Source organism: Bacillus sp. JJ664 (assembly GCF_036962205.1).
In the GTDB taxonomy this organism is placed as follows: Bacteria; Bacillota; Bacilli; order Bacillales; family Bacillaceae_G; genus Gottfriedia.
On record NZ_JBALMS010000026.1, the window covers coordinates 15,875 to 36,174 of the forward strand.

General features: G+C 33.8%; 24 protein-coding genes and 1 other annotated feature. Of the genes, 7 read left to right on the forward strand and 17 right to left on the reverse strand.

Translation table 11 applies throughout. The features are described 5' to 3' along the window. Positions 1–47: 47 nt before the first annotated feature. The 3 genes from V7056_RS04150 to V7056_RS04160 all read right to left on the reverse strand — a co-directional run bounded on the left by V7056_RS04150 (position 48) and on the right by V7056_RS04160 (position 2,313). The gene (locus tag V7056_RS04150) at positions 48–365 is read right to left on the reverse strand and encodes a YuiB family protein (RefSeq protein ID WP_499699641.1); all 318 of its coding nucleotides are present in this window, start codon (positions 363–365) and stop codon (positions 48–50) included. A gap of 82 nt (positions 366–447) precedes the next feature. Then, complete coding sequence (locus tag V7056_RS04155) at positions 448–927, reverse strand: NUDIX domain-containing protein (RefSeq protein WP_499699545.1); 480 nt, start codon at positions 925–927, stop codon at positions 448–450. Positions 928–1,152: 225 nt separating this feature from the next. Next, positions 1,153–2,313, reverse strand: a complete 1,161-nt coding sequence (locus V7056_RS04160; protein ID WP_499699643.1) for an NAD(P)/FAD-dependent oxidoreductase — start codon at positions 2,311–2,313, stop codon at positions 1,153–1,155. Positions 2,314–2,339: 26 nt separating this feature from the next. Between V7056_RS04160 and crcB (V7056_RS04165) the strand changes: the two genes are divergently transcribed. Both crcB (V7056_RS04165) and crcB (V7056_RS04170) read left to right on the forward strand, forming a co-directional pair. Then, positions 2,340–2,726 (forward strand): fluoride efflux transporter CrcB, encoded by a 387-nt coding sequence (gene crcB / locus V7056_RS04165; RefSeq protein ID WP_499699547.1) that lies wholly within the window; start codon positions 2,340–2,342, stop codon positions 2,724–2,726. Next, positions 2,723–3,079, forward strand: coding sequence for a fluoride efflux transporter CrcB (gene crcB, locus V7056_RS04170; protein WP_499699549.1), 357 nt, complete (start codon positions 2,723–2,725; stop codon positions 3,077–3,079). The genes crcB (V7056_RS04165) and crcB (V7056_RS04170) overlap by 4 nt, the downstream gene beginning before the upstream one ends. A gap of 84 nt (positions 3,080–3,163) precedes the next feature. Here crcB (V7056_RS04170) and V7056_RS04175 read toward each other — a convergent pair whose 3' ends face one another. From V7056_RS04175 to V7056_RS04190, 4 genes are all read right to left on the reverse strand, one after another. Further along, complete coding sequence (locus V7056_RS04175) at positions 3,164–3,613, reverse strand: SRPBCC family protein (RefSeq protein WP_499699551.1); 450 nt, start codon at positions 3,611–3,613, stop codon at positions 3,164–3,166. Positions 3,614–3,777: 164 nt separating this feature from the next. Then, positions 3,778–5,010 (reverse strand): aminopeptidase, encoded by a 1,233-nt coding sequence (locus V7056_RS04180; RefSeq protein WP_499699553.1) that lies wholly within the window; start codon positions 5,008–5,010, stop codon positions 3,778–3,780. A gap of 142 nt (positions 5,011–5,152) precedes the next feature. After that, positions 5,153–6,253: a prephenate dehydrogenase gene (locus V7056_RS04185; protein ID WP_499699555.1), complete on the reverse strand. Its 1,101-nt coding sequence runs from the start codon at positions 6,251–6,253 to the stop codon at positions 5,153–5,155. A gap of 40 nt (positions 6,254–6,293) precedes the next feature. Then, on the reverse strand, positions 6,294–7,376 hold the full coding sequence (locus V7056_RS04190; protein ID WP_499699557.1) for a bifunctional 3-deoxy-7-phosphoheptulonate synthase/chorismate mutase: 1,083 nt from the start codon (positions 7,374–7,376) through the stop codon (positions 6,294–6,296). 110 nt (positions 7,377–7,486) lie between these two features. Continuing rightward, positions 7,487–7,717 (reverse strand) — a binding site (T-box leader). A 258-nt stretch (positions 7,718–7,975) separates the two neighbouring features. On the opposite strand from V7056_RS04190, the gene sigK reads away from it, so the two are divergent. After that, positions 7,976–8,695, forward strand: a complete 720-nt coding sequence (gene sigK / locus V7056_RS04195) for an RNA polymerase sporulation sigma factor SigK (RefSeq protein WP_087998686.1) — start codon at positions 7,976–7,978, stop codon at positions 8,693–8,695. Positions 8,696–8,723: 28 nt separating this feature from the next. Here the strand turns inward: sigK and V7056_RS04200 are convergent, their stop codons facing one another. Next, the gene (locus V7056_RS04200) at positions 8,724–8,957 is read right to left on the reverse strand and encodes a YrhC family protein (RefSeq protein ID WP_158093176.1); all 234 of its coding nucleotides are present in this window, start codon (positions 8,955–8,957) and stop codon (positions 8,724–8,726) included. Between the two features lie 245 nt (positions 8,958–9,202). On the opposite strand from V7056_RS04200, the gene V7056_RS04205 reads away from it, so the two are divergent. Further along, complete coding sequence (locus V7056_RS04205; protein WP_499699560.1) at positions 9,203–9,496, forward strand: RNA polymerase alpha subunit C-terminal domain-containing protein; 294 nt, start codon at positions 9,203–9,205, stop codon at positions 9,494–9,496. Between the two features lie 89 nt (positions 9,497–9,585). Here V7056_RS04205 and V7056_RS04210 read toward each other — a convergent pair whose 3' ends face one another. Genes V7056_RS04210 through V7056_RS04220 form a run of 3 tightly spaced genes read right to left on the reverse strand, consistent with a single transcriptional unit; the run spans position 9,586 to position 11,969 of the window. Then, positions 9,586–10,230 (reverse strand): TetR/AcrR family transcriptional regulator, encoded by a 645-nt coding sequence (locus tag V7056_RS04210; RefSeq protein ID WP_499699563.1) that lies wholly within the window; start codon positions 10,228–10,230, stop codon positions 9,586–9,588. A 3-nt stretch (positions 10,231–10,233) separates the two neighbouring features. After that, entirely contained in the window at positions 10,234–11,250 is a 1,017-nt protein-coding gene (locus tag V7056_RS04215; protein WP_499699565.1) for an ABC transporter permease, read from the reverse strand. Continuing rightward, complete coding sequence (locus V7056_RS04220; RefSeq protein ID WP_499699567.1) at positions 11,247–11,969, reverse strand: ABC transporter ATP-binding protein; 723 nt, start codon at positions 11,967–11,969, stop codon at positions 11,247–11,249. Before V7056_RS04220 ends, V7056_RS04215 begins: the two co-directional genes overlap by 4 nt. 252 nt (positions 11,970–12,221) lie before the next feature. Between V7056_RS04220 and V7056_RS04225 the strand changes: the two genes are divergently transcribed. Further along, positions 12,222–12,932 (forward strand): DUF421 domain-containing protein, encoded by a 711-nt coding sequence (locus V7056_RS04225; RefSeq protein WP_499699646.1) that lies wholly within the window; start codon positions 12,222–12,224, stop codon positions 12,930–12,932. 154 nt (positions 12,933–13,086) lie between these two features. Here V7056_RS04225 and V7056_RS04230 read toward each other — a convergent pair whose 3' ends face one another. Beyond that, positions 13,087–14,055 carry a helix-turn-helix transcriptional regulator gene (locus V7056_RS04230; RefSeq protein WP_499699569.1) on the reverse strand — a complete coding sequence of 323 codons (969 nt, stop codon included), beginning with the start codon at positions 14,053–14,055 and terminating at the stop codon, positions 13,087–13,089. Positions 14,056–14,269: 214 nt separating this feature from the next. Here V7056_RS04230 and V7056_RS04235 point away from each other — a divergent pair, with 214 nt between their 5' ends. Continuing rightward, positions 14,270–14,749, forward strand: coding sequence for a hypothetical protein (locus V7056_RS04235; protein ID WP_499699571.1), 480 nt, complete (start codon positions 14,270–14,272; stop codon positions 14,747–14,749). Positions 14,750–14,885: 136 nt separating this feature from the next. Beyond that, positions 14,886–15,362: a GyrI-like domain-containing protein gene (locus V7056_RS04240; RefSeq protein ID WP_499699573.1), complete on the forward strand. Its 477-nt coding sequence runs from the start codon at positions 14,886–14,888 to the stop codon at positions 15,360–15,362. Between the two features lie 207 nt (positions 15,363–15,569). Here V7056_RS04240 and mtnN read toward each other — a convergent pair whose 3' ends face one another. From mtnN to udk, 5 genes are all read right to left on the reverse strand, one after another. Beyond that, on the reverse strand, positions 15,570–16,262 hold the full coding sequence (gene mtnN / locus V7056_RS04245; protein ID WP_499699575.1) for a 5'-methylthioadenosine/S-adenosylhomocysteine nucleosidase: 693 nt from the start codon (positions 16,260–16,262) through the stop codon (positions 15,570–15,572). Between the two features lie 201 nt (positions 16,263–16,463). Beyond that, the gene (locus V7056_RS04250; protein ID WP_499699577.1) at positions 16,464–17,063 is read right to left on the reverse strand and encodes a YrrS family protein; all 600 of its coding nucleotides are present in this window, start codon (positions 17,061–17,063) and stop codon (positions 16,464–16,466) included. A 68-nt stretch (positions 17,064–17,131) separates the two neighbouring features. Next, a complete protein-coding gene (locus V7056_RS04255) occupies positions 17,132–18,892 on the reverse strand; it encodes a peptidoglycan D,D-transpeptidase FtsI family protein (RefSeq protein WP_499699579.1) in 1,761 nt (586 codons plus the stop codon). A 78-nt stretch (positions 18,893–18,970) separates the two neighbouring features. After that, the gene (gene greA, locus V7056_RS04260) at positions 18,971–19,447 is read right to left on the reverse strand and encodes a transcription elongation factor GreA (protein WP_087998674.1); all 477 of its coding nucleotides are present in this window, start codon (positions 19,445–19,447) and stop codon (positions 18,971–18,973) included. Between the two features lie 210 nt (positions 19,448–19,657). After that, positions 19,658–20,293 (reverse strand): uridine kinase, encoded by a 636-nt coding sequence (gene udk, locus V7056_RS04265; protein ID WP_087998673.1) that lies wholly within the window; start codon positions 20,291–20,293, stop codon positions 19,658–19,660. Positions 20,294–20,300 lie beyond the last annotated feature (7 nt).

A 20,300-nucleotide genomic window follows, 5' to 3' on the forward strand; every position in this document is an offset into this window, starting at 1 on the left:
CCAAAAATAAAAAAAATATAAAAAAAACTTTCTCATTGATGAGAAAGTTAGAACATTTGATATCCATTTTTTCTTAAACTAAGAATGACTACACCGGACATAATCGCACCAGCTAAGCCACTTGATAAAATAATTACATCACCCATGCCAACTGCTAATAAATTTGTTTTTAAAATCGAAAATGCATTTGAAGTTTGTGTAAAATATTTCGTTGTATTAATTTTATCTACAATCATCACAATAATAATTGGATAAATCACAACCATGAACCAAGTTGTCCTAAACAACATATTTGCTAAAAAACCAATTCCAAAAGCTAAGACAAAAAATAATAAAATTGAAATTAGTAAAACTGGAATACTCATTTCCATCCAAAACACCCCACAATTATTCTACTTACAGTGTAAGACCTTCTGTACTTAACGTCAATTTTTTGTATATTCTTAATCATTTGATAAAACGATATGTAGTATACTGAAACTGATCTCCAGGATTCAATCCATCATGTACAGCCATAGGTTCATTTGGTGGATTTTGAATTAAATATTTAATTAATAATGAAGAGGCCGGATCTTCGAGTAATTCCTGTTCAGAGATAAATTTGGCATCTGATAGTTCTTTCTCTTGTATCGTAATATTCGTATCATTTGCTTGTAATAAGAAAATTAACATATTATCACTGATCTCTTCTCGTATGACACCAGTTCGTACCCCTATTAAACCGATACATGTAGCGTTCACACCTGTCTCCTCTGTTACCTCTCTTAAAACAGCCTGGTCAACTGTCTCACCTTCTTTTACAAAGCCAGCAGGTAATGACCAAAGATCCTTAAGTCCACTATATTTCTTCTTTACAACTAACCATCTACCAGCAGAGTCTTTAACTAAACCTGCAACAGCTAACCATACATTACCTCTTTTACTCATTGCTTTGTTCCCACCTTTTCTACAAAGAAAAAGCCCGACTACTGTCGAGCTTTCAGACTTTTGACAAACGCTCGCTATCTCCGTTGCTTCGCCTGCTTGTGGTGCATACTACATTATCCTAACCTTGCTTCCATTCGACATGCACCTCGAAAAATCAAGCATTATATAATCAGAAAAACTTTCTTACACAAAATGAAAGCCCGACTAATGTCGAGCTTTATTTTCTTAAAGTAGATTTAATTTACCTTTTTTAAGAACTAGCATTGGGCCACCAAGTACGAATAAGTAACGGTTATCAATTACTTTTTTCATAAATGAAGCTTTCCAACCAGTTAATTTTTTGCCGAATACTACACCAATTGCATCATCATGTCCTAATGAACATACAGTACCTTTAATATCTGGAGTGAATTCCTCTAGCTCACCTTTTCCGCGAACTAGTACTGCTAAGTTGTGTGCAACATTAAAACCTTGTTGAATAGCAATTTGTGCAGTTGGTGGATATGGACGGTTATTCACTTCATCAATTAATAAAGCAGAATCACCTACGATAAATACATCGTCATGTCCTGGAACACGCATGTCTTTTGTAACTTTTACGCGTCCACGCATTGCTTCAAAGCCAGCTTGCTCAACTAAAGCATTACCACGAACACCTGCAGCCCATACTACTGTTGCTGATTTAATTTCTTCAGTTTCTTCACCTTTAGCAACGATGATTCCTTCTTCAGTACATTCTTTAATCGCAGTACCAATTTTGAACTCAACGCCTTTTTTCTCTAATTGTGATACAGCGTAGTCAACTAATTCTGGATCAAAACCAGGTAATACCATTGGAGCAGCTTCAACGCATACAATACGTACTAAATCACGGTCGATATCATATTCTTTACATAATTCCGGCACACGGTTTGCTAATTCACCAACAAACTCAATACCAGTAAATCCAGCACCACCAACGATGATTGTTAATAACTCATCACGTTTTTCAGCTGGCGTGTTATGATATTTTGAAAAACTATAGTCAATATGCTCACGAATTTGACGTGCAGCATTAATACTTGCAATTGAAAATGCATGTTCTTTTAATCCTTTGATTCCGAAAGTTTCAGATTCGAAACCAAGTCCAATTACTAAATAGTCATAATTTAATTCACCGTGAGTAAGAACAACTTTCTTATCTTCTGGTTTAATTTCTGTAACTGTATCTTGAATGAAGTTAATTTTACTTGGATTAATCACATCTTTAATATCTAGACGTGTACGGTCATGGTGTAATGTACCTGCTGCATTTTCATGTAACCACGTTGTTTGGTAATGGTAGCTATTTTTATTTACTAAAGTAAATTTGCTTAACGCTCCGAATTGGAGCGTTTTTCTATTGATAGTTTTAAAGAGGTGAAGGTTCGTTTATGTATTATTTATTTGTTTTTATAGGTGGTTTTTTGGGGGCAATCTCTCGAAATTTTGTTGGTAACATAATTCAACCATTATCAAGTGGATTTCCTATTCAAACATTTTTAATTAATTGCCTTGGTAGCTTCTTTTTAGGTGCATTTTTACCATTCGCAAAAATTCGTTTGAAACCTGAATATAGTTTATTGATTGGCACAGGTTTTACAGGTGCATTTACAACATTCTCTACATTTTCGCTTGAAAATGTACTTCTCATGAATGAAAAACTATTTTTAGTAAGCTTCCTTTATATACTCTTTAGTATGGTTGTTGGGATCTGCTTATCTTTTTCTGGATATAAACTAACAGAGTACTACCTTAAAAAGGTAGGTGCATCTTCATGATCATAATTGGTTTATTTGGTGGTTTAGGTGCAGTTTCTAGATTTGCTCTCGGAAACTTTATTTCTAAATATAATAAAACTTCATTTCCATATGGTACCTTTCTTATGAATATCATAGGATCGATGTTCCTCGGAATTACATATCATTTTTATATAGATCGAAAAATTTCAGCTGATATTTGGCTCTTTTTTGGAGTGGGGTTTTTAGGTGGTTTCACAACCTTTTCAACTTTTAGTTATGAGGCAATTCAATTATTTATTTCTAAAAAATACAAAATAGCCATTTTTTATGTTTTACTTTCTACTATATTATGTATTTTAAGTGCATATCTTGGTTTAAACATATTTACATGAGAATACGAAATAAGACCTCTACTACTATTTAGTCTGAGGTCTTATTCCGTGTGTTTACCTATTTAAATAGAAAAAATGGTTTACTTACCAGCCAAAATCCAATGTTTTCCCTGTTTCTGCTAATGTTTTTACATTACTCAAGATCATTGGCCAGCTTGATTTCGAATTTTCATATGATGGATGATTTTCCGGCCACTTGTCATTAACAAGTTTAAGTTTCGTACAATTTCCTACCTCTTCAAGGTATAAAGTTATTCTAGTCTCAAGTTCTGCATGGTTTTCTCGATATGATGGCCCTGCATGCTCTGTATAACTCATCATTTTATATGGTTCATAAGCTAGTATTTCACCATACACATGTACTGTTTCATCTCCATCTGCTCCAGGTCCAATATATTCATAAGGTGTGCCTACTTCAAATGTTGATTTTAATACACATCCGAAAAAAATAGCTTTTGTACCTTCAGGTGAAATAAAAATATTCCAAATGTCCTCAGGTTTTGAATTAATATAAATTTCAAACGTAAGATCCATGCAATAACCTCCATTTATTTGATTGTTATCAAGAACACATTTCCACTTCCATTATATACCAATTACATCTTAATCCTATCAAATATATTTAAAACTACATGTCAAATTAGAATAAAAAAAAAACACCACTTAATAAATTAAGTGATGTCTTATCTTTTTTGAAATCAGAATGCCCAGTTTCCATTACGCATAATTGGTTCTACTGTACCATCTTCTTTAATACCATCAATGTTTAGCTCAGCCGATCCAATCATGAAATCAACATGAGTTAAACTTTGGTTAATACCTCTTTTTGCTTGCTCTTCAGAAGGTAATTTTTCTCCATCTTTCATATTGTTCGGATAAGCTTTCCCAAGTGCTAAATGACAAGATGCATTCTCATCATATAACGTGTTAAAGAAAATTAATCCTGTATTAGAAATTGGAGAATCATGAGGTACTAAAGCTACTTCACCTAAACGACGAGCTCCCTCATCAGTATCTAGTAAATGTTGTAACGTATCATAGCCTTTTTCAGCTGTGAAATCAACTACACTACCATCCTTAAATGTTAATGAGAAGTTTTCGATTAAATTTCCACCGTAATTTAAAGGAAGCGTACTTGTTACAGTACCATTTACACCGTGGCTATGTGGCATAGAGAAAACTTCTTCAGTTGGAATGTTAGGATTGAACCATTTTCCATCTTCACTGTTTGCTCCTCCACCTTTCCATACATGATCATCAACTAGGTCTAGTTTTAAATCAGTACCTGGTGCAGTATAATGTAATGTTTTATAACGCTTGTCATTTAATTGAACAACTTTTTCTTGTAAGAAGTCATTGTGTTTTTCCCAAGCTTGAACTGGGTTTTCATTGTCAACGCGGCAAATTTTGAAAACAGAATCCCAAAGTAATTCCATTGCTTTATCAATGTTTTCATTTGGATACACTTTTTCTGCCCATTCTTTACATGGAATAGCAACAATTGACCAACGAATACGATCAGCCATCATATATTCACGGTACTTATGTAAAGCTGTATTTGCAGTTTTGTTGAATGTTGCAATTCGTTTCGGATCGATTCCTTTTAATAGTTCTGGATTTGGTGAGATAACTGAAAGAACAGCACCACCATTTTCAGCTAACTCTTCCATAGCTGTTACTTTCCAAGCTGGAAACTCTCCAAATACTTCATCTGGAGCTAACTCATATTTCGTACGTGTAACTGCGTCGTCATTCCAATCAATGTTTACAAGCTTAGCTCCTGCTTCATAAGCATATTTTACAACCTTACGTACGTATTCAGCAGCAATAATTGGTGCGTTTATATGTAATGTTTGTCCTGGTACGATATTTACTCCACTCTTTACAGCAAGTTCAGCATATTTTTCTAGTAATTGTTCAAACTGAGACATAAAAATTCCCTCCATTAAACGATTTTTGACTAACAACTAAATTATAATACAAATTTCAGAAAATTGGTACACAAAATAGACTGACTATTCATTTTTATTTCTATAAAGAAGCACCTCACCAATCTTGATGAAGTGCTTTCATTTAATTAACAATATATGTTTCATAGCCGTTCACATTCAAAAAGTTTTTTGCTTTGTCTCGATCTTTTTCAGTTTGAAGACTAACTCTTAATACACCAGGTAAGCCTTCTCTTGATTCAATGATTCTTAAATTCGTGATACTGACTTGGTGAATTGATAAAATTGTCGTGATATTGGACAACTCTCCAACACGGTCCATCACATCAATATATAAGTCAAAATAGCTTGGAATTGCTCCATTTGCTTTTGCTGGCATATTATCACGAAAATCCTTTGAATCTTTAAAATAATTGTAGATATCTTCATGTTCTTGTTTCTCAACTAAATGATACATTTCTTTCATATCTTCTATCCACCTTGAGATGAGAGAGAGAAGTGTATCTTTATTTTGAATCACAATATCAGTCCACATTTTCGGACTACTTGATGCAATCCTCGTAATATCTCTAAACCCTCCAGCAGCAAGTGAAGTTGCTAATGGTTCAATTTTAGAATATTGTTGGACTTGCTTTACTAAGCTAGCAGCAATTAAATGAGGAAAATGACTGACAACCCCAGTTATGTTATCATGCGTTTTTTCATCTAAGACAACAAAATGAGATCCTGTCCCCTTTAGCCAATTTTTGAGCTCATCAATTTGATCCTTAGTAGTATGTTCATTAGGTGATAAAATATAGTATGCATTTTCAAATAAATGTACCTTTGCACTTTCAATTCCAGTTTTGTGAGAACCAGCCATCGGATGTCCACCGATAAAGCAATAACCTTTATCAGTAAGAATTTTCGAATGCCTCATAATCTCACCTTTAGTACTACCTACATCCGTAATCATGACATCTTCTCTTAATTGATATTCACTCAAAATATGAATATATTTGATTGATTCCTCAACAGGACATGAAAAGATGATAAGATGTGCATCCTCGGCACATTCTTTCAATTGGATCGAGGATGCATCTAATATTTTCATTCTCTTACCTATTTCTAACTGCGATTCATTCACATCAAAACCGATGATATTCACGTCATGTACTTTTTTGATTGCGAGTGAGATTGAACCGCCAATTAGACCTGTGCCAATTAAGAGGACATTCTTTTTCACGCCCTCACCGCCCATCTTTCCTTAAATAGAATGTTGAAGCTTATGACTGAAGTTTAGCACGGAAATCTTTTAGCTCATGCATGAATTCTTCAAATTGAGGAATGTTCATTTGTTGAGCTGAATCTGATAATGCTACCGCTGGATCAGGATGTACTTCAGCCATTACTGCATCTGCACCAATTGCTAAAGCTGCTTTTGCTGTTGGTAATAATAAATCTTTTCGACCAGTAGAGTGCGTAACATCAACGACAACAGGTAAATGTGTTTCTTTCTTTAAAATTGGAACTGCTGAGATGTCTAATGTATTACGAGTTGCTCTCTCATAAGTTCTAATTCCTCGTTCACAAAGAATGATTTGATCATTTCCTTGAGAAATAATGTATTCTGCTGCATTTATAAATTCTTCAATTGTAGCAGATAAACCACGTTTTAATAATACTGGTTTATTTACTTGACCTACTGTGCGAAGTAAATCAAAGTTTTGCATATTACGAGCTCCAATTTGAATCACATCAACGTACTCTAAAGCTCGTTCTACATCGTTTGGATTTAAAATTTCACTAATGACTGATAGATCGAATTCATCTGCAACATCTCTTAAAATTTGTAAACCTTCATATCCTAATCCTTGGAAATCATATGGAGACGTTCTAGGTTTAAATGCTCCACCACGCATCATTGTTAAACCTTGTTGCTTCATTGCTTGCCCAACTGCGCGAACTTGTTCATAACTTTCAACAGCACATGGTCCCATAATAAATGATTGTGAGCCATCGCCAAGCAAATCGTTTTTCACTCTTACAATCGTATTTTCAGGTTTTTTCTTTCTTGATACTAAAAGAGCTTTTCTGTGATCATCTTCTTGTAATTCAAGACTTGCTTGGAAGATCGTTTTGAAAATATGTTGTAGTGTAGATGTTTCAAAAGGTCCTTCATTAACATTCGCAATCATATCAAGTACTTCACGTTCACGTACCGGATCAAAACGCTTAATACCATGCTTAATCTTTTGTTTACCAATCTCTTGTACGACTGTACCTCGCTCATTTAAAAGCTCAACAATTTTTAAATTAATTTCATCAACCTTGTCACGTAATTGAACCAATTCATTGTTTGTACTCATTTCTTTTTCCTCCTAAAATTTTTTATTAGTATTTATATTGCCAATACAACTTCATAAAAATTGAAGTAAGTATGTAAAAAATGAAAATAAAAAATCCCTACTGAATAAACAGTAGGGACGAATTAATAAAGTTCGCGGTACCACCCTAGTTGTGAACAAAAATGTTCACCACCTTCGTTTTGTTAACGATCGATCATCGACCGTTTCTACTCTCATTTAAAGAAGAGATAGAAATTGCTCCAAGAATGTAATTCAGCATAGCTTTTGTACTGACTTCCAGCGACCGTCAGCTCTCTAAAACAGTGAAGTTATGCCTACTGTGCTCTTTTCATCGCAACGTATTAAATTGTCAAAAAATTCTTCATAAAAGGTATTAATGAGGATTATATAGCACTGTTAAATGGACTGTCAATGCATATTTTTTTTATGATATGTGATATTTTTTTAAAAGATACATGTCTATTGAAATGGTAGCGCTTACTCTTTTCAACATTTTTTTTATATTCCTTACATTTTTTATATGGTACAGACACACAGACCACTTTCAACTCATAGATATATAAATAACAACTTACCTAACCTTCCTTAGGAGTGATTATATGCCTGGTTTATTTACCGCCTTAAGTCTGTTCTTAAAAGAAGTGTTTGTGTTTGTTTCATATGTAAAAAACAATGCATTTCCACAGCCTCTCTCACAAGCTGAAGAAACACTTTACTTAAATAGAATGGCTGAGGGTGATGGAGAAGCAAGAAATTTATTAATTGAACATAATTTAAGACTCGTAGCGCATATTGTGAAGAAATTTGAAAATACAGGTGAAGATGCCGAGGATTTGATTTCAATTGGTACCATCGGCCTTATTAAGGCAATTGAGAGCTTTGTTCAAGGTAAAGGAACCAAATTAGCAACCTATGCTGCTCGATGTATTGAAAACGAAATACTTATGCATCTAAGAGCTTTAAAGAAAACGAAAAAAGACGTTTCATTACATGACCCTATTGGTCAAGATAAAGAAGGTAATGAAATTTCATTGCTCGACATATTAAAAACAGAAACAGAAGATGTTGTTGATCAAATTCAATTAAACATGGAATTGGAAAAGATAAAACAATACATCAAAATTTTAGATGAACGTGAAAAAGATGTTATTATACAAAGATTTGGTATCGATATGGATAAAGAGTTAACGCAACGTGAAATTGCCAAAAAATTGGGTATTTCTAGGAGTTATGTTTCAAGAATTGAAAAACGTGCATTAATGAAGATGTATCATGAGTTTTTGAGAGCAGAGAAAGATAAGAAAAAGGATAAAAAGTAAAAAATAACCACTGTTTTCACAGTGGTTTTTATGCTTGTTCTTCATTTTTTAATTTTCGATAAAAATGATTAGATGTTAGGAAAAATATAAGTGATAAAATAAGCATTCCGAACACTATACATTCTATTACAATAATTTTAGATTGGGATAAACCGTCCTTTGGTAGTAGAGTCCCGATATAGAAAAAAGTTGCCAATGCTGTCGTAATTGCACCGAATGTTTTAAAATCATTTACTTTTGCTTGTAGTTTTTTTAAGTTCACGTGATCTACACCTTCCCTTCTCAATGTCTAATTTACTATAACATAATTTATTCATACTTTGAGTAGGGAAATAGAGGAAAAGAAGGAAAATGAAAGGAAAAAGAAAAGTGTCAAAAAGTTTTTTTATGTATACCAAACGATTGATAATTGATGCTTACTATACTGTTTGTGTTAAAATAAACTTGTTAGAATGCATAGTAGATTTGTACTTTATTAACAAGTACGTGGATTAAGGAGACTAATAAATGGCAACTTCTGAGAAGAATTTAAGGGTTTGCAACAAAGGGCACAAATATTATAAAAGTACTGACTGCCCAACCTGTCCGACTTGTGAACAGGAACGAAAACCTGAAAACGGTTTTCTATCACAACTATCCGCACCTGCTAGACGTGCTTTAGAAAACAATGGTATTACTTCTTTGGAGAAACTATCAACATATAGTGAAAAAGAAATATTGACATTTCACGGCATGGGCAAAGCTTCCTTACCTAAACTTAGAACTGCTTTATTGGATAGTGGATTAACATTCAAAAGTTAATGAGTTAAATATAAAAACCAACGCCTAGAGAATCATTTCTCTTAAGCGTTGGTTTTTATGTTTTCACCATTTTTTTAAAAGTAGAACTATCATTGTAAGCCTTGTTTGATAAACTGTATTGTACGCTCAATTTCTAGGTTTTCATCCCAAAACGAAATATCTTTTAATGCAATTGTTGAAACAACAAGCCCCATTACACTTGTAATAATTAAACGTAAAATCGTATGAATTGGCAAATCTGAAATTTGACCTTTATCAATAAAGTATTGTAGAACTGTTTCTACTCTTGGATACATTTTTTCTTTAAATAGTTTTTTTAGTTCTTCTTGCATCTCTTGTTGAAATGGAATTTCTTGAATGATGATTTTGATTACAGCTGTATTCTTTTTCGCAAACTCCATTCGGTTTACAATTAATACGTTTAGAAAATCTTCGAATGTTTCGTATTCCATATGAAATACCGCTTTAGAAAAACGATCCATCTCAAAAGGCGCAATTGTTTTGACAAGAGTTGGTTTAATAATACTTTTTAATAAATCTTTTTTTGTTTTGAAATAGCGAAAAATTGTTCCTTCTGCAACATTTGCTTTTTTGGCAATTTCATTTGTTGAGGTACTAACAAAGCCTTTTTCAGCAAAAATATCAATCGCTGCTTCTAGAATCTTTATCTCTTTTTCATTCATCTCTTGTAATTTTTCATGTGGTAGGAAATCTTCTAATTTAATGGGTAACACTCCTTATATAGAACGCTGTTTCTTTAAAGCAAAAATATTGATCACAATAAAGCATATTGAAAATCCTAGTAAAATGGCAAGTTGTAAGCTAATATCAGCTAATGATTGTCCTTTTATCATAATAGCTCGTAATGCTTCTGCACCATATGTTAAAGGTAAAATGCTACCGAATACCTTAAACCAGTCTGGTAAGAAAGCTGTAGAAAAAATACCAGAGAAAAGTATTTGAGGGACAACGATTACTGGGATAAATTGAACAACTTGAAACTCATTATTTGCATAAGCAGATAGCAACATTCCAAGTGTAAGTGCAGTTAGTGATAGTAAAATGTTAACTACACATACTTCCCACGCATCACCTACATTATACATATCTAATACATTGATTGAAAAGATTGTTATAATCAAAGATTGAATTAATGCAAAAAATCCAAAACCAATTATATAACCAAAAACAATTTCCCATCGTTTTACAGGTGTTACAAGTAATCGCTCTAGCGTTGTCGTTAAACGTTCACGTACAAATGAAATACCTGCTAGAATAAAAACAAATAAGAAAGAGAAAAAGCCGATAAAAATAGGTCCAATAGAATCAAAGGTTTCCATTCCATCACTACCGTACATAGGGTCCATCACCAGTTCAAATTGTGACGGTGTAATTTCTTTAATCGTGTCTTGAATCGACGTAATAACAGCTGAGGTCCTAGCGTTATCAGTACCTTCAAACTGAACAATTATTTTTTCATTTTTAAATACAACTGCTCCATCAATTTCTTTATCTTTCAGTTGGTCTTTAATCTTTGACTCATCTACATCTACTATTTTCGCAAAGTTTTTCAATTCATTTTCAAAAATTTGTGGCGCATTTACTAGTGCCATTGTTGGTTTAGAATCATCTTGTTTTAAAATATAAGAAAATAAAAATAGTAAAACAATAGGGGCTACAAAAATCATTGCAAGTGAGCGTTTATCTTTCAAAAATTGTTTTATGATTCTTTTTGCGATTGCAAAGACTTTCATAAGCTCACCTCATTTTTAAAATATAAATCTTCAATTTTTCCAGTTTCAGACTTAGAGATTAATCGTTCTGTCGAATCTAAAGCAATTAACTCACCTTCACGTATTAAGCCTATTCGTTCACATTTCTCAGCTTCTTCCATAATGTGAGTTGTAATAATTATCGTCGTTCCTTGCTCCTTCATATCTGTAAATTGCTTCCAAATTTGTTTTCTTAAAACTGGATCAATTCCAACAGTCGGTTCATCAAGAATTAACAATGTTGGTTTATGGAGTATCGAAATCGCAAGTGATAATCTTTTCTTCATCCCACCTGAATAATGATGTACTTGTTTATTCATTGCCTCTTCCAACCCAACAATTTTTGCTACTTCTTGAATTCTACTTTTTAATTCCTTGCCTTTTAAATTATAAAGCGAGCCAAAGAAGCTTAAATTATCGTAACCAGTTAAATCTGCATACAATGCATCAGACTGTCCCATATAACCAATTTTGGTGAGTACAGTAAAATCGGGCATTTCTTTTCCGTATACTAGCACCTCTCCTTTAGAACATTTATCAATACCTGCAATTAATTTAATTAAAGTTGTCTTACCAGATCCAGATGGACCTAATATTCCAAAAATCTCTCCTTCACCAATGTTCATTGAAATGTTCTTTATGACAGATTTTTTTCCAAAAAGACGATCAACTTCGTGAATTCGTACAACTTCGCTCATCATCATCCTCCGTTCTAATTTAGTTCTTTATATTATTATTATAGAATGAGTGAGTACTCACTATTATCATATTCTTTAAATAAGTGAGCGTCAACAAAAAAGTGAGTACTCACTCAATATTTAAATAATAGACAATGTTTTTGATTTCAAATTATAAAAGACTACAATTTTTTGTGGTCTAATGGGATTACTTATGTATTTTTTTATTTTTAAAGTAAAAAACTAATTTTAAAAAAGTTCAAGGTGATTATAATGATTGTGACTTTTGAAGTCATACTTAGAACTCTAACAGCTTTTGTTTTACTTACTTTTATTGCACATATACTTGGGAAACAAACAATATCTCAAATGACATTTCATGACTATATTGCTTCAATTACTCTAGGATCAATTGTTGGAAATTTGACCTTTAATACTTCAATACATTTCAGTAACTTCATTACTGCATTAGTAATTTTTAGCACAATCATATTTATTGCCACGTTAGTTTCATTGAAAAATAGAAAAGCTAGAGCATTATTTAATGGAGAACCTACTGTTGTTATTCAAGATGGAAAAATCCTTGAAAAAAACATGGAAACATTAAAATTTACAATTGATTCTTTAAATCAATCCTTGAGGAGAAAAGATATATTCGATATTGATGAGGTAGAATACGCTTTAATTGAAGCTGATGGACAGTTATCAGTATTAAAAAAACCACCATATCGAAATGTAACTAGAAAAGATTTAGGCATCACTACACCACTACAATCAACATTTCCTATTGAATTAATAATGGATGGCCAAATTATAACTAAAAATTTCACGCAAAATCAATTAACAAAAAGTTGGATATTAACAGAATTAAAGCAACGAGGATTAACTTTAACTGATGTTTCATATTGTGTTCAAGGGACAAATGAGCAACTGTACTTTGATTTGTACAAAGATAAAATTACTTCACCAATAGATAAAGAATCATAATTGAAATTAATCCTTGCAATCTTTTTTTATATACTTAGTCAAGCTTCTGAACATGCATATAGACATAAAAAGGCCTATCACAATAAACAATTTTGCTCATTGATGACGGGCCTTTCTACGTTTAATTTACAATAATATTATTAATTAATAATACTCAAGGAAATCTTAAATTGGCTAAACGATCTTCCAATATCACTCGTAGCTCATCAGGAATCCGCTCAAACTTGACCCCTTTTCCCAAATACAAAAGCCAATCTGCATAATACTCCAGTGCCTCAACATCGGTTACATCCAGCTGAACATTGAATATACCACTCGACTGAAACATCCCTGTAAATGACAAAATAATCCCCGGAGGGTGCATACGCTTAAAGCGTTGAATCCCAATCGTATCAAGCTTAACAACAAGATTGGATTCACGTGCAAAAAGCAGTTTTTTGTTTAAAATCTCTTGCTCAGACCACTTCATCTCCCGCTCAGAAATTGCAGAATCCCTCAGCATCTCAACAGGCAAATAACGAAATTCCTCCGAATCAAAATCATAAACCTCGACCAGCCACTGTGTGTTCGAGTTAAAAATATGTAGCAAAAAAACGTCCATCAACTGCGGCCAGCCAGGAGTCCGCTCATAAGTCACACGCAAATGCTTATCCCGTACAGCAAGTGAAATCAGTTGGTTCAGTTCCGCAGGCGCAGCATCATCGAGCTCCAAAAGATTCGGATTGGCAGGATTGGTATTTTCAAAAAGCAAGATATTGTTCAGCTCGATCAGCTCGTCTTGCTGAGTTTGCGACGCGATACCGATAAGTTTTTCAGTAATTGAGCGACGATTTTGCAGATAGGGCAGCTGCGAATTTTTCGAAGCAATAAAGCTGATAAACATCGCTTTCAGCTCATCTGGCGTAAATCGGGTAGCGGGCAGATACTGATTTTGCAGGACAAAGTAGCCTCCACCTCGACCAAGCTCGGACGTCAGCGGAAATCCCATCGCTTGAATCTCGTTAATGTCGCGGATTGCCGTGGCGCGGGATATCTTGAACTCCCGCTGAATCTCGGCAATCGTAAAATGTGCACGATTATTTATGTAGCGCATGATCAGGTTTACTCGTTCTATTTTCTTCATATTTTTATTGTATCAAAAATGTAGGAAAATAAATAACTGACCTGACAGTAAAATTCTATTTACATTAAGATTATTATTATGTAAATCTTAATTTTTCAAGGGAATAGTTAATAAAAATTCATTTATTTGATTTTCAAAAAAGGTATCATTTTTTGATATATTTGGCAAATAGAATCAATCTTGTAAAAACTAAATCCACAAAGGAGAGAACAAAATGACTAAATACTCAATCAAAACAATTTCAGAAAACTACAAAATGACAGCTTTCGGTGTTTCACTTGAAGACTACAACGACTGGGCAGGTAATGCAGCAAAAACTGCAGCGAAAAAAGCTGAAATCACTGAAAATGGTAAGCTAGCTGAACTTCTCGCGATAGCTGACGGGCAAGAATATCAAATCAACTACGTCATCGACCACAAGGCTTGGCGAGGCTTCGGCGTGATGGGTGAGTTCAATGTGGAAGGAGCAGTTGTACTAGATTTCCTCGCTGGCGACTACATCGTCGTGCCGGGTACAGGCACTGACAAAGATCGCCTTGCTGACGAAATCACAGGCAAGGTTTTCAGTGGCATGTTGCAAGAAATCACAGACTACAAATACGTTGGCCCTGGCAACTCAACATTTGTCAAATCAACTGAAAACGGTGAATTCTACGGAGAAATGTGGCTTCGTGCAAAAAAAATCCAAGGATAAACTTGTCAAATTTGTCAAAATTACAGTAAGCTTTTGGTGGTAAGAGGGCTATGCTTCACCAATTTGAGAATCGTTGGTATTTTTTAACTCAGCCCGACCTCTCAGAAGATAAACATGAAAAAAAAGGAGTGCTCACATGGAAAATTACACACTTGAACATAAAAAATCATTCACATTGACCGCTTATGGTTTTTCAATCCAGTCAAATTTCCAAGACATGCAAGCTATGCAAAAGGAAAAAGCTGAGTTTTGGGGTTTACTCAAGGCTGACGGCCGTTTTGATAAGCTAAAAGACGCAGCAAAAGACGATCGCGAATGGTCAGTCAACGAAGTTTATCAAGGCAAACCTTGGAATTATTTTGCGGTTGAAGCTGGCAAATCAGTATCTGACGCAACGCGCATCATCGAGTTTCCAGAGAGCGAGTACATCGTGCTCGCAGGAAATGGCGAAAAGGAAACTTTGTTTGATCAGCTAACTTACCGGGCTTTTGGCGAGGTCTTGGCCCAAATCACTGACTATGCTTACGTTGGCGGTCCAAATGCAACTTATCGCAAAGATAACGGCGACGGCACTTTCTACGGCGAATTTTGGGTACCCGTCGTTAAAAAATAATAAGAAAAAACAAGCAGGCACATTCATGTGGCTGCTTGTTCTCTTAATTAAAGGTTTAATAGCATAGAAAAAAATTAATAGGGTTATGTACCCTAAAATTACCTATAAGTTAAGAATAAATCACTTCAGACCTCGTAGCACAGGAGTATATCTCTATAGTGCCATAAAATAAAAGATGCCTTTTCAAAAAAGGCATCTTTTCCTACATTATAAGGCTTTAATCATTTCTTCTACCATCAGAGTAGAATTTACAGCCGCTGTGTGAATGAATTGATCAAATGATATGCTTGATTCTTTACCAGCGATATCTGATAATGCACGAGTTACAACAAATGGTACCTTAAATGCATAACAAACTTGAGCAATAGCCGCTGCTTCCATTTCTACTGCATAAAGATCACCGAATTTTCCTTTAACAAACTCTACTCTTACTGGATCATTCATAAATGAATCACCAGTTACGATTAAACCTTCAACTACTTGGATTCCATTTACTTTTTCTGCACATTTTTTAGCAATTTCTTTTAACTTCTCGTCTGCAGGAAACGCTGCAGGCATACCTGGTACTTGTCCGTACTCATAATTAAATGCTGTTACATCAACATCATGATGACGTACTTCTGTAGAGATAACAACATCACCAACATTCAGATCAGTATGTAATCCACCAGCAGAGCCAGTATTAATGACTACGTCTGGCTGATATTTTTCTAACAAAATAGCAGTTGCCATTGCAGCATTAACTTTTCCAATACCTGATTTTAATAAAACGACTTCTTTACCTTCATATGTACCAACATTATATTCTGAACCAGCAACATCTTCTTTTTTTAAGTTATCTAATTTATCACGTAATACGTGCACTTCTTCTTCCATTGCACCAATAATTGCAATTTTCACACTAAATCCCTACTTTCTTTCAAACTTTTATCATTTTACCACACACAATCAAATCCTACACCTATATCGCACAGAAACAAGCAGAAGACTTCCTCACTATTTATTAGGCGAGAAATCTACTGCTTGATAAACATTATTTTGGAACCGCTCATGGAAGTATTGCTCAACGTGTAATAAATTATTTATAATCCATAAAGAGTATTAATAAGTTAATTCCTTCACTTCTTGAACAAGGATTGGCAGCCAACCTTCGTTTTCTACCCAATGTAAATGCACTACATACTTATATGTTAGGTCTGTCGTTGCGACAAATATCTTTACACTTTGGTCATCATATCCTCTACCAAGATGCCATACTGAAAAATCTTTTTTCGTTAATGAAATCGCATTAGAAACGGCTTCTTCCATTTCGTAGAAATCATTAGATTTAAAACTGTATTGAACGATATGTTCACCGGTTTGTGAAGTGGTAGTTGGTTTCCATTCTTTAACAGTTGATTGAATGATATTTTCATCTTCAATTGAATTCTTTATGATTTCATTTACTTTATCTCTAAATTTTGCTTGGTATGGGTTCGGTTCATCTGTTGCAATCGGTTTTGATTCCATAGCTTTGGTATTGTTCTCGGCTATTGCTTGTTTCGGCTCGATTTTTTGTTGTTCAATAATAGGCATAGATATTTTTACGCCTAAATAAACGATGCCTATAAGAAGCGGAACTAATAGAATGCGAAAAAAATAATTTCCTCTACGTTCTCTTCTTAGCTTGCGAACCCTTCCATTCTTTTCAACTGAAGCCATTTGACAATATCCCCCAAAAACAACTAATTTTCCCCATTTTATCATAGAGTCCATTAATACTAAATAGTCTATTTTTTGTGAGTTTTGTCGTAATCGTAGATAGATTTTACTAAATTTGTAACCGTATCAGATGTCGATGTAATTTCATCTTTCACATTTAAGCTCACCACCGCAAAGGCATACTGCGGTTTTTCATATGGAAAATATCCTGCAAACCATTTGTTCTGTTCAGTAATTTTGTCTTTCTCTTTTTTCGTCTCAGCTGTACCACTTTTTCCAGCTAGCGTATAAGGTAGACTACTGTATCTTCTTCCAGTCCCCTTTTCACTTGTGATAACACCACGTAGCATTTCTCTCAACTGTTGCATGGAATCCGGTGATAGATAATCATCTGTTAATGTTTGATTTTCAAATGCAAACATTTCTGTACCATTCTTATACTGAACTGAATCGACGACCTTTACTTGTTTTGGTGATCCTCCACGAGCGATTGTTGACATCATGTTAGCAACGGCTAATGGTGTTACTTTTACATCCTTTTGACCGATCGAGGTATTCCTTAATCCCTCAAGTGGTTTATTACCACCAAAATAGGTTGAATTGCCTTCGTTTTGAAATTGACTAAAACTAGCTTCATGATATACAGATCCTGTCCAACCTACTGGACCATTCATCCCTAATTTTGTGGCATATGTTTCAAACATATCTTTATTTTTTAATGATAATTTCTGTCCTAAAAGTCCAAAAGTGTAATTACAGCTAGCATAAAAGCTTTCTTGAAAGGTTAAATTTCCTTTCCTTTTATCTTCATCTTTTTCATAATTACCTCGTAGATCCTTATCACAGTTATATATTTGCTTATCTTGAACGATTCCTTGATCAATTGCCGCAGCAGCTACTACAGTTTTAAAGACAGATCCCGGTGTACTAGGCTGTAATGCAAAGTTTGTAGCAGTATTATCATTTTGAGTAAATAAGTTTTGATAGTTCATAGACGGTCTACTGACCATTGCTAGTAATTTATTTGTTTTCACATCTATTAGAACAACCGCTCCTTTTTGTAGCTTCGCTTGATTGACAGCTTGTTCAAGTATTTGCTGTAAGTCTTTATCAATAGTCGTTTCTAAAGAGACCGGATAGAAAGGATTACTAGGTTTTGCATATTTTACTTCATTTCCAAACATTGGTTTACCTAAATTATCAACATGAAGCATTAAATTAGATGTTCCATCTGACTTTAGAAAGTCTTCAAATTGTGCTTCTAACCCGATTACCCCAAACTCTTTTGGCTTATAATCACGGTCACTTTCATATTGTTTTTCATATTGTTCTTTATTTTCCCTTGCAATTCCTATTAAATGTTCAGCTAATTGCTGATCGTCTTCATCTTGAGACAACATAGAGATTAACCCAGAAACATGTAAATTATTAATTTGATCTATTTTTTCTGATGTTAATTCATTCGAAATACCTTTTAATGTAAAAGGTTCTTTTTTTCCTATAAATTGATTTTTAATATCATATTCAGAGACTCCAGTAATTGTAGACAATTTCTCAATTGGCCAATCTATACTTTTTAAAAATGGAAACAAGATCACTTTTGGTGTATATGCAGCACTTAGTAGCTTTCCATTTCGGTCTAGAATTTTTCCACGTCCATTATCAATTCGAAATTGAAATGTTCTTTGCGCCACACTACGCTCAATTAAATTAACATTACTTGGCCCAAAGTTTTTTTGATGAAGAACGCCAATATCTAAACATCTATATATTAAAACAGAAAACAATAATGAAAACAAAATGAGTATAGCTTTAATTCGTCTGATCATAAAAAAACACCTCATCTACATTGTAGACGGGGTGTTCTTATTTCAAACTATTATTTTTAATTTTTAAACAATTACTGTTTATTTAACAGCAATAATTCTAACTTGCATATCTCCACCTGGAGTTGAAACTGTTACTTCTTCACCGACTTTTTTCCCTAATAAGCTTCTAGCAATTGGAGAGTCGTTTGAAATTTTACCTTCAAATGGGTCAGCTTCAGCGCTACCTACGATTGCATAAGTTTCTTCATCGCCTGCTGGTAATTCTAAAAATGTTACTGATTTACCTAAAGCTACTGTATCAGAAGCTTCTTTGCTTTCAGTAATAATTTCAGCATTACGAATCATATTTTCTAAAGTTGTAATACGGCCTTCAACAAACGCTTGCTCATCTTTAGCAGCATCGTACTCTGAGTTCTCTGATAGATCTCCAAAACTACGAGCAATTTTAATACGTTCTACAACCTCAGCACGTTTTACCGTTTTTAAAGTTTCTAATTCTTGTTCTAATTTTTCTTTCCCAGCTAGTGTCATAGGGAATTTTTTTTCAATAGCCATTTTGTACACTCCTTTTAGTATCCACCGTTTCTTTATGTAGAATTCCTAATTTTATGTTTATACAATGTAGTTGTACAAACAGTGTATGAGAATAATTAATGATTCATTCACTTTTGAAAACGCATTCTTTTTATATAGAAAGATGAAGAAGTTAGACCTTCTCCATCTTTCTTATCTATGATTTATGAATTATTCTCTCATATTAAGGTATTATAATACACTTACTCTTTCAAGTATAGTCTGAATTTTCGTTGCCATTAAGTCAATTGCAACAAAGTTTTGTCCACCTTCTGGAATAATGATATCAGCAAATTTCTTTGATGGTTCACAAAATTGATTATGCATAGGACGAACAACATTAACGTATTGGTCCACAACTGAGTCGACTGTTCTACCACGCTCTTTAATATCACGTTGTATTCTACGAAGGATTCTTAAATCAGCATCCGTATCAACGAATATTTTAATATCCATTAAATCACGTAAACGCTCGTCTTCTAAAACCAAAATACCTTCTAAAATAATAACTTCTTTTGGTTCAACAGGGATTGTTTCTGAAGATCTGGTATGAATCGTATAATCATATACAGGTTTTTCAATAGCTTTATATTGCAATAATTGATTGATATGTTCAATAAATAAATCATTATCAAATGCTAATGGATGATCGTAATTTGTTTTTAATCTCTCATCCATCGGTAAGTGAGTTTGATCTTTATAATAAGAATCTTGCTGAATCATTAAAATCGAATGACCTTTAAATTGGTCATAAATTGCCTTAGTCACAGATGTTTTACCAGAGCCAGTACCTCCAGCAATTCCAATAACAATGGGCTTATTCCCCATACTTCAA

What these genes read in the sequence shown, in the direction of transcription:
- V7056_RS04150 (WP_499699641.1), bottom strand. Translation starts at nt 365, where the DNA reads ATGAGTATTCCAGTTTTACTAATTTCAATTTTATTATTTTTTGTCTTA.
- V7056_RS04155 (WP_499699545.1), bottom strand. Translation starts at nt 927, where the DNA reads ATGAGTAAAAGAGGTAATGTATGGTTAGCTGTTGCAGGTTTAGTTAAA.
- crcB (WP_499699547.1), top strand. Translation starts at nt 2,340, where the DNA reads ATGTATTATTTATTTGTTTTTATAGGTGGTTTTTTGGGGGCAATCTCT.
- crcB (WP_499699549.1), top strand. Translation starts at nt 2,723, where the DNA reads ATGATCATAATTGGTTTATTTGGTGGTTTAGGTGCAGTTTCTAGATTT.
- V7056_RS04175 (WP_499699551.1), bottom strand. Translation starts at nt 3,613, where the DNA reads ATGGATCTTACGTTTGAAATTTATATTAATTCAAAACCTGAGGACATT.
- V7056_RS04180 (WP_499699553.1), bottom strand. Translation starts at nt 5,010, where the DNA reads ATGTCTCAGTTTGAACAATTACTAGAAAAATATGCTGAACTTGCTGTA.
- V7056_RS04190 (WP_499699557.1), bottom strand. Translation starts at nt 7,376, where the DNA reads ATGAGTACAAACAATGAATTGGTTCAATTACGTGACAAGGTTGATGAA.
- sigK (WP_087998686.1), top strand. Translation starts at nt 7,976, where the DNA reads ATGCCTGGTTTATTTACCGCCTTAAGTCTGTTCTTAAAAGAAGTGTTT.
- V7056_RS04205 (WP_499699560.1), top strand. Translation starts at nt 9,203, where the DNA reads ATGGCAACTTCTGAGAAGAATTTAAGGGTTTGCAACAAAGGGCACAAA.
- V7056_RS04215 (WP_499699565.1), bottom strand. Translation starts at nt 11,250, where the DNA reads ATGAAAGTCTTTGCAATCGCAAAAAGAATCATAAAACAATTTTTGAAA.
- V7056_RS04220 (WP_499699567.1), bottom strand. Translation starts at nt 11,969, where the DNA reads ATGATGAGCGAAGTTGTACGAATTCACGAAGTTGATCGTCTTTTTGGA.
- V7056_RS04230 (WP_499699569.1), bottom strand. Translation starts at nt 14,055, where the DNA reads ATGAAGAAAATAGAACGAGTAAACCTGATCATGCGCTACATAAATAAT.
- V7056_RS04235 (WP_499699571.1), top strand. Translation starts at nt 14,270, where the DNA reads ATGACTAAATACTCAATCAAAACAATTTCAGAAAACTACAAAATGACA.
- V7056_RS04240 (WP_499699573.1), top strand. Translation starts at nt 14,886, where the DNA reads ATGGAAAATTACACACTTGAACATAAAAAATCATTCACATTGACCGCT.
- V7056_RS04250 (WP_499699577.1), bottom strand. Translation starts at nt 17,063, where the DNA reads ATGGCTTCAGTTGAAAAGAATGGAAGGGTTCGCAAGCTAAGAAGAGAA.
- V7056_RS04255 (WP_499699579.1), bottom strand. Translation starts at nt 18,892, where the DNA reads ATGATCAGACGAATTAAAGCTATACTCATTTTGTTTTCATTATTGTTT.
- greA (WP_087998674.1), bottom strand. Translation starts at nt 19,447, where the DNA reads ATGGCTATTGAAAAAAAATTCCCTATGACACTAGCTGGGAAAGAAAAA.
- udk (WP_087998673.1), bottom strand. Translation starts at nt 20,293, where the DNA reads ATGGGGAATAAGCCCATTGTTATTGGAATTGCTGGAGGTACTGGCTCT.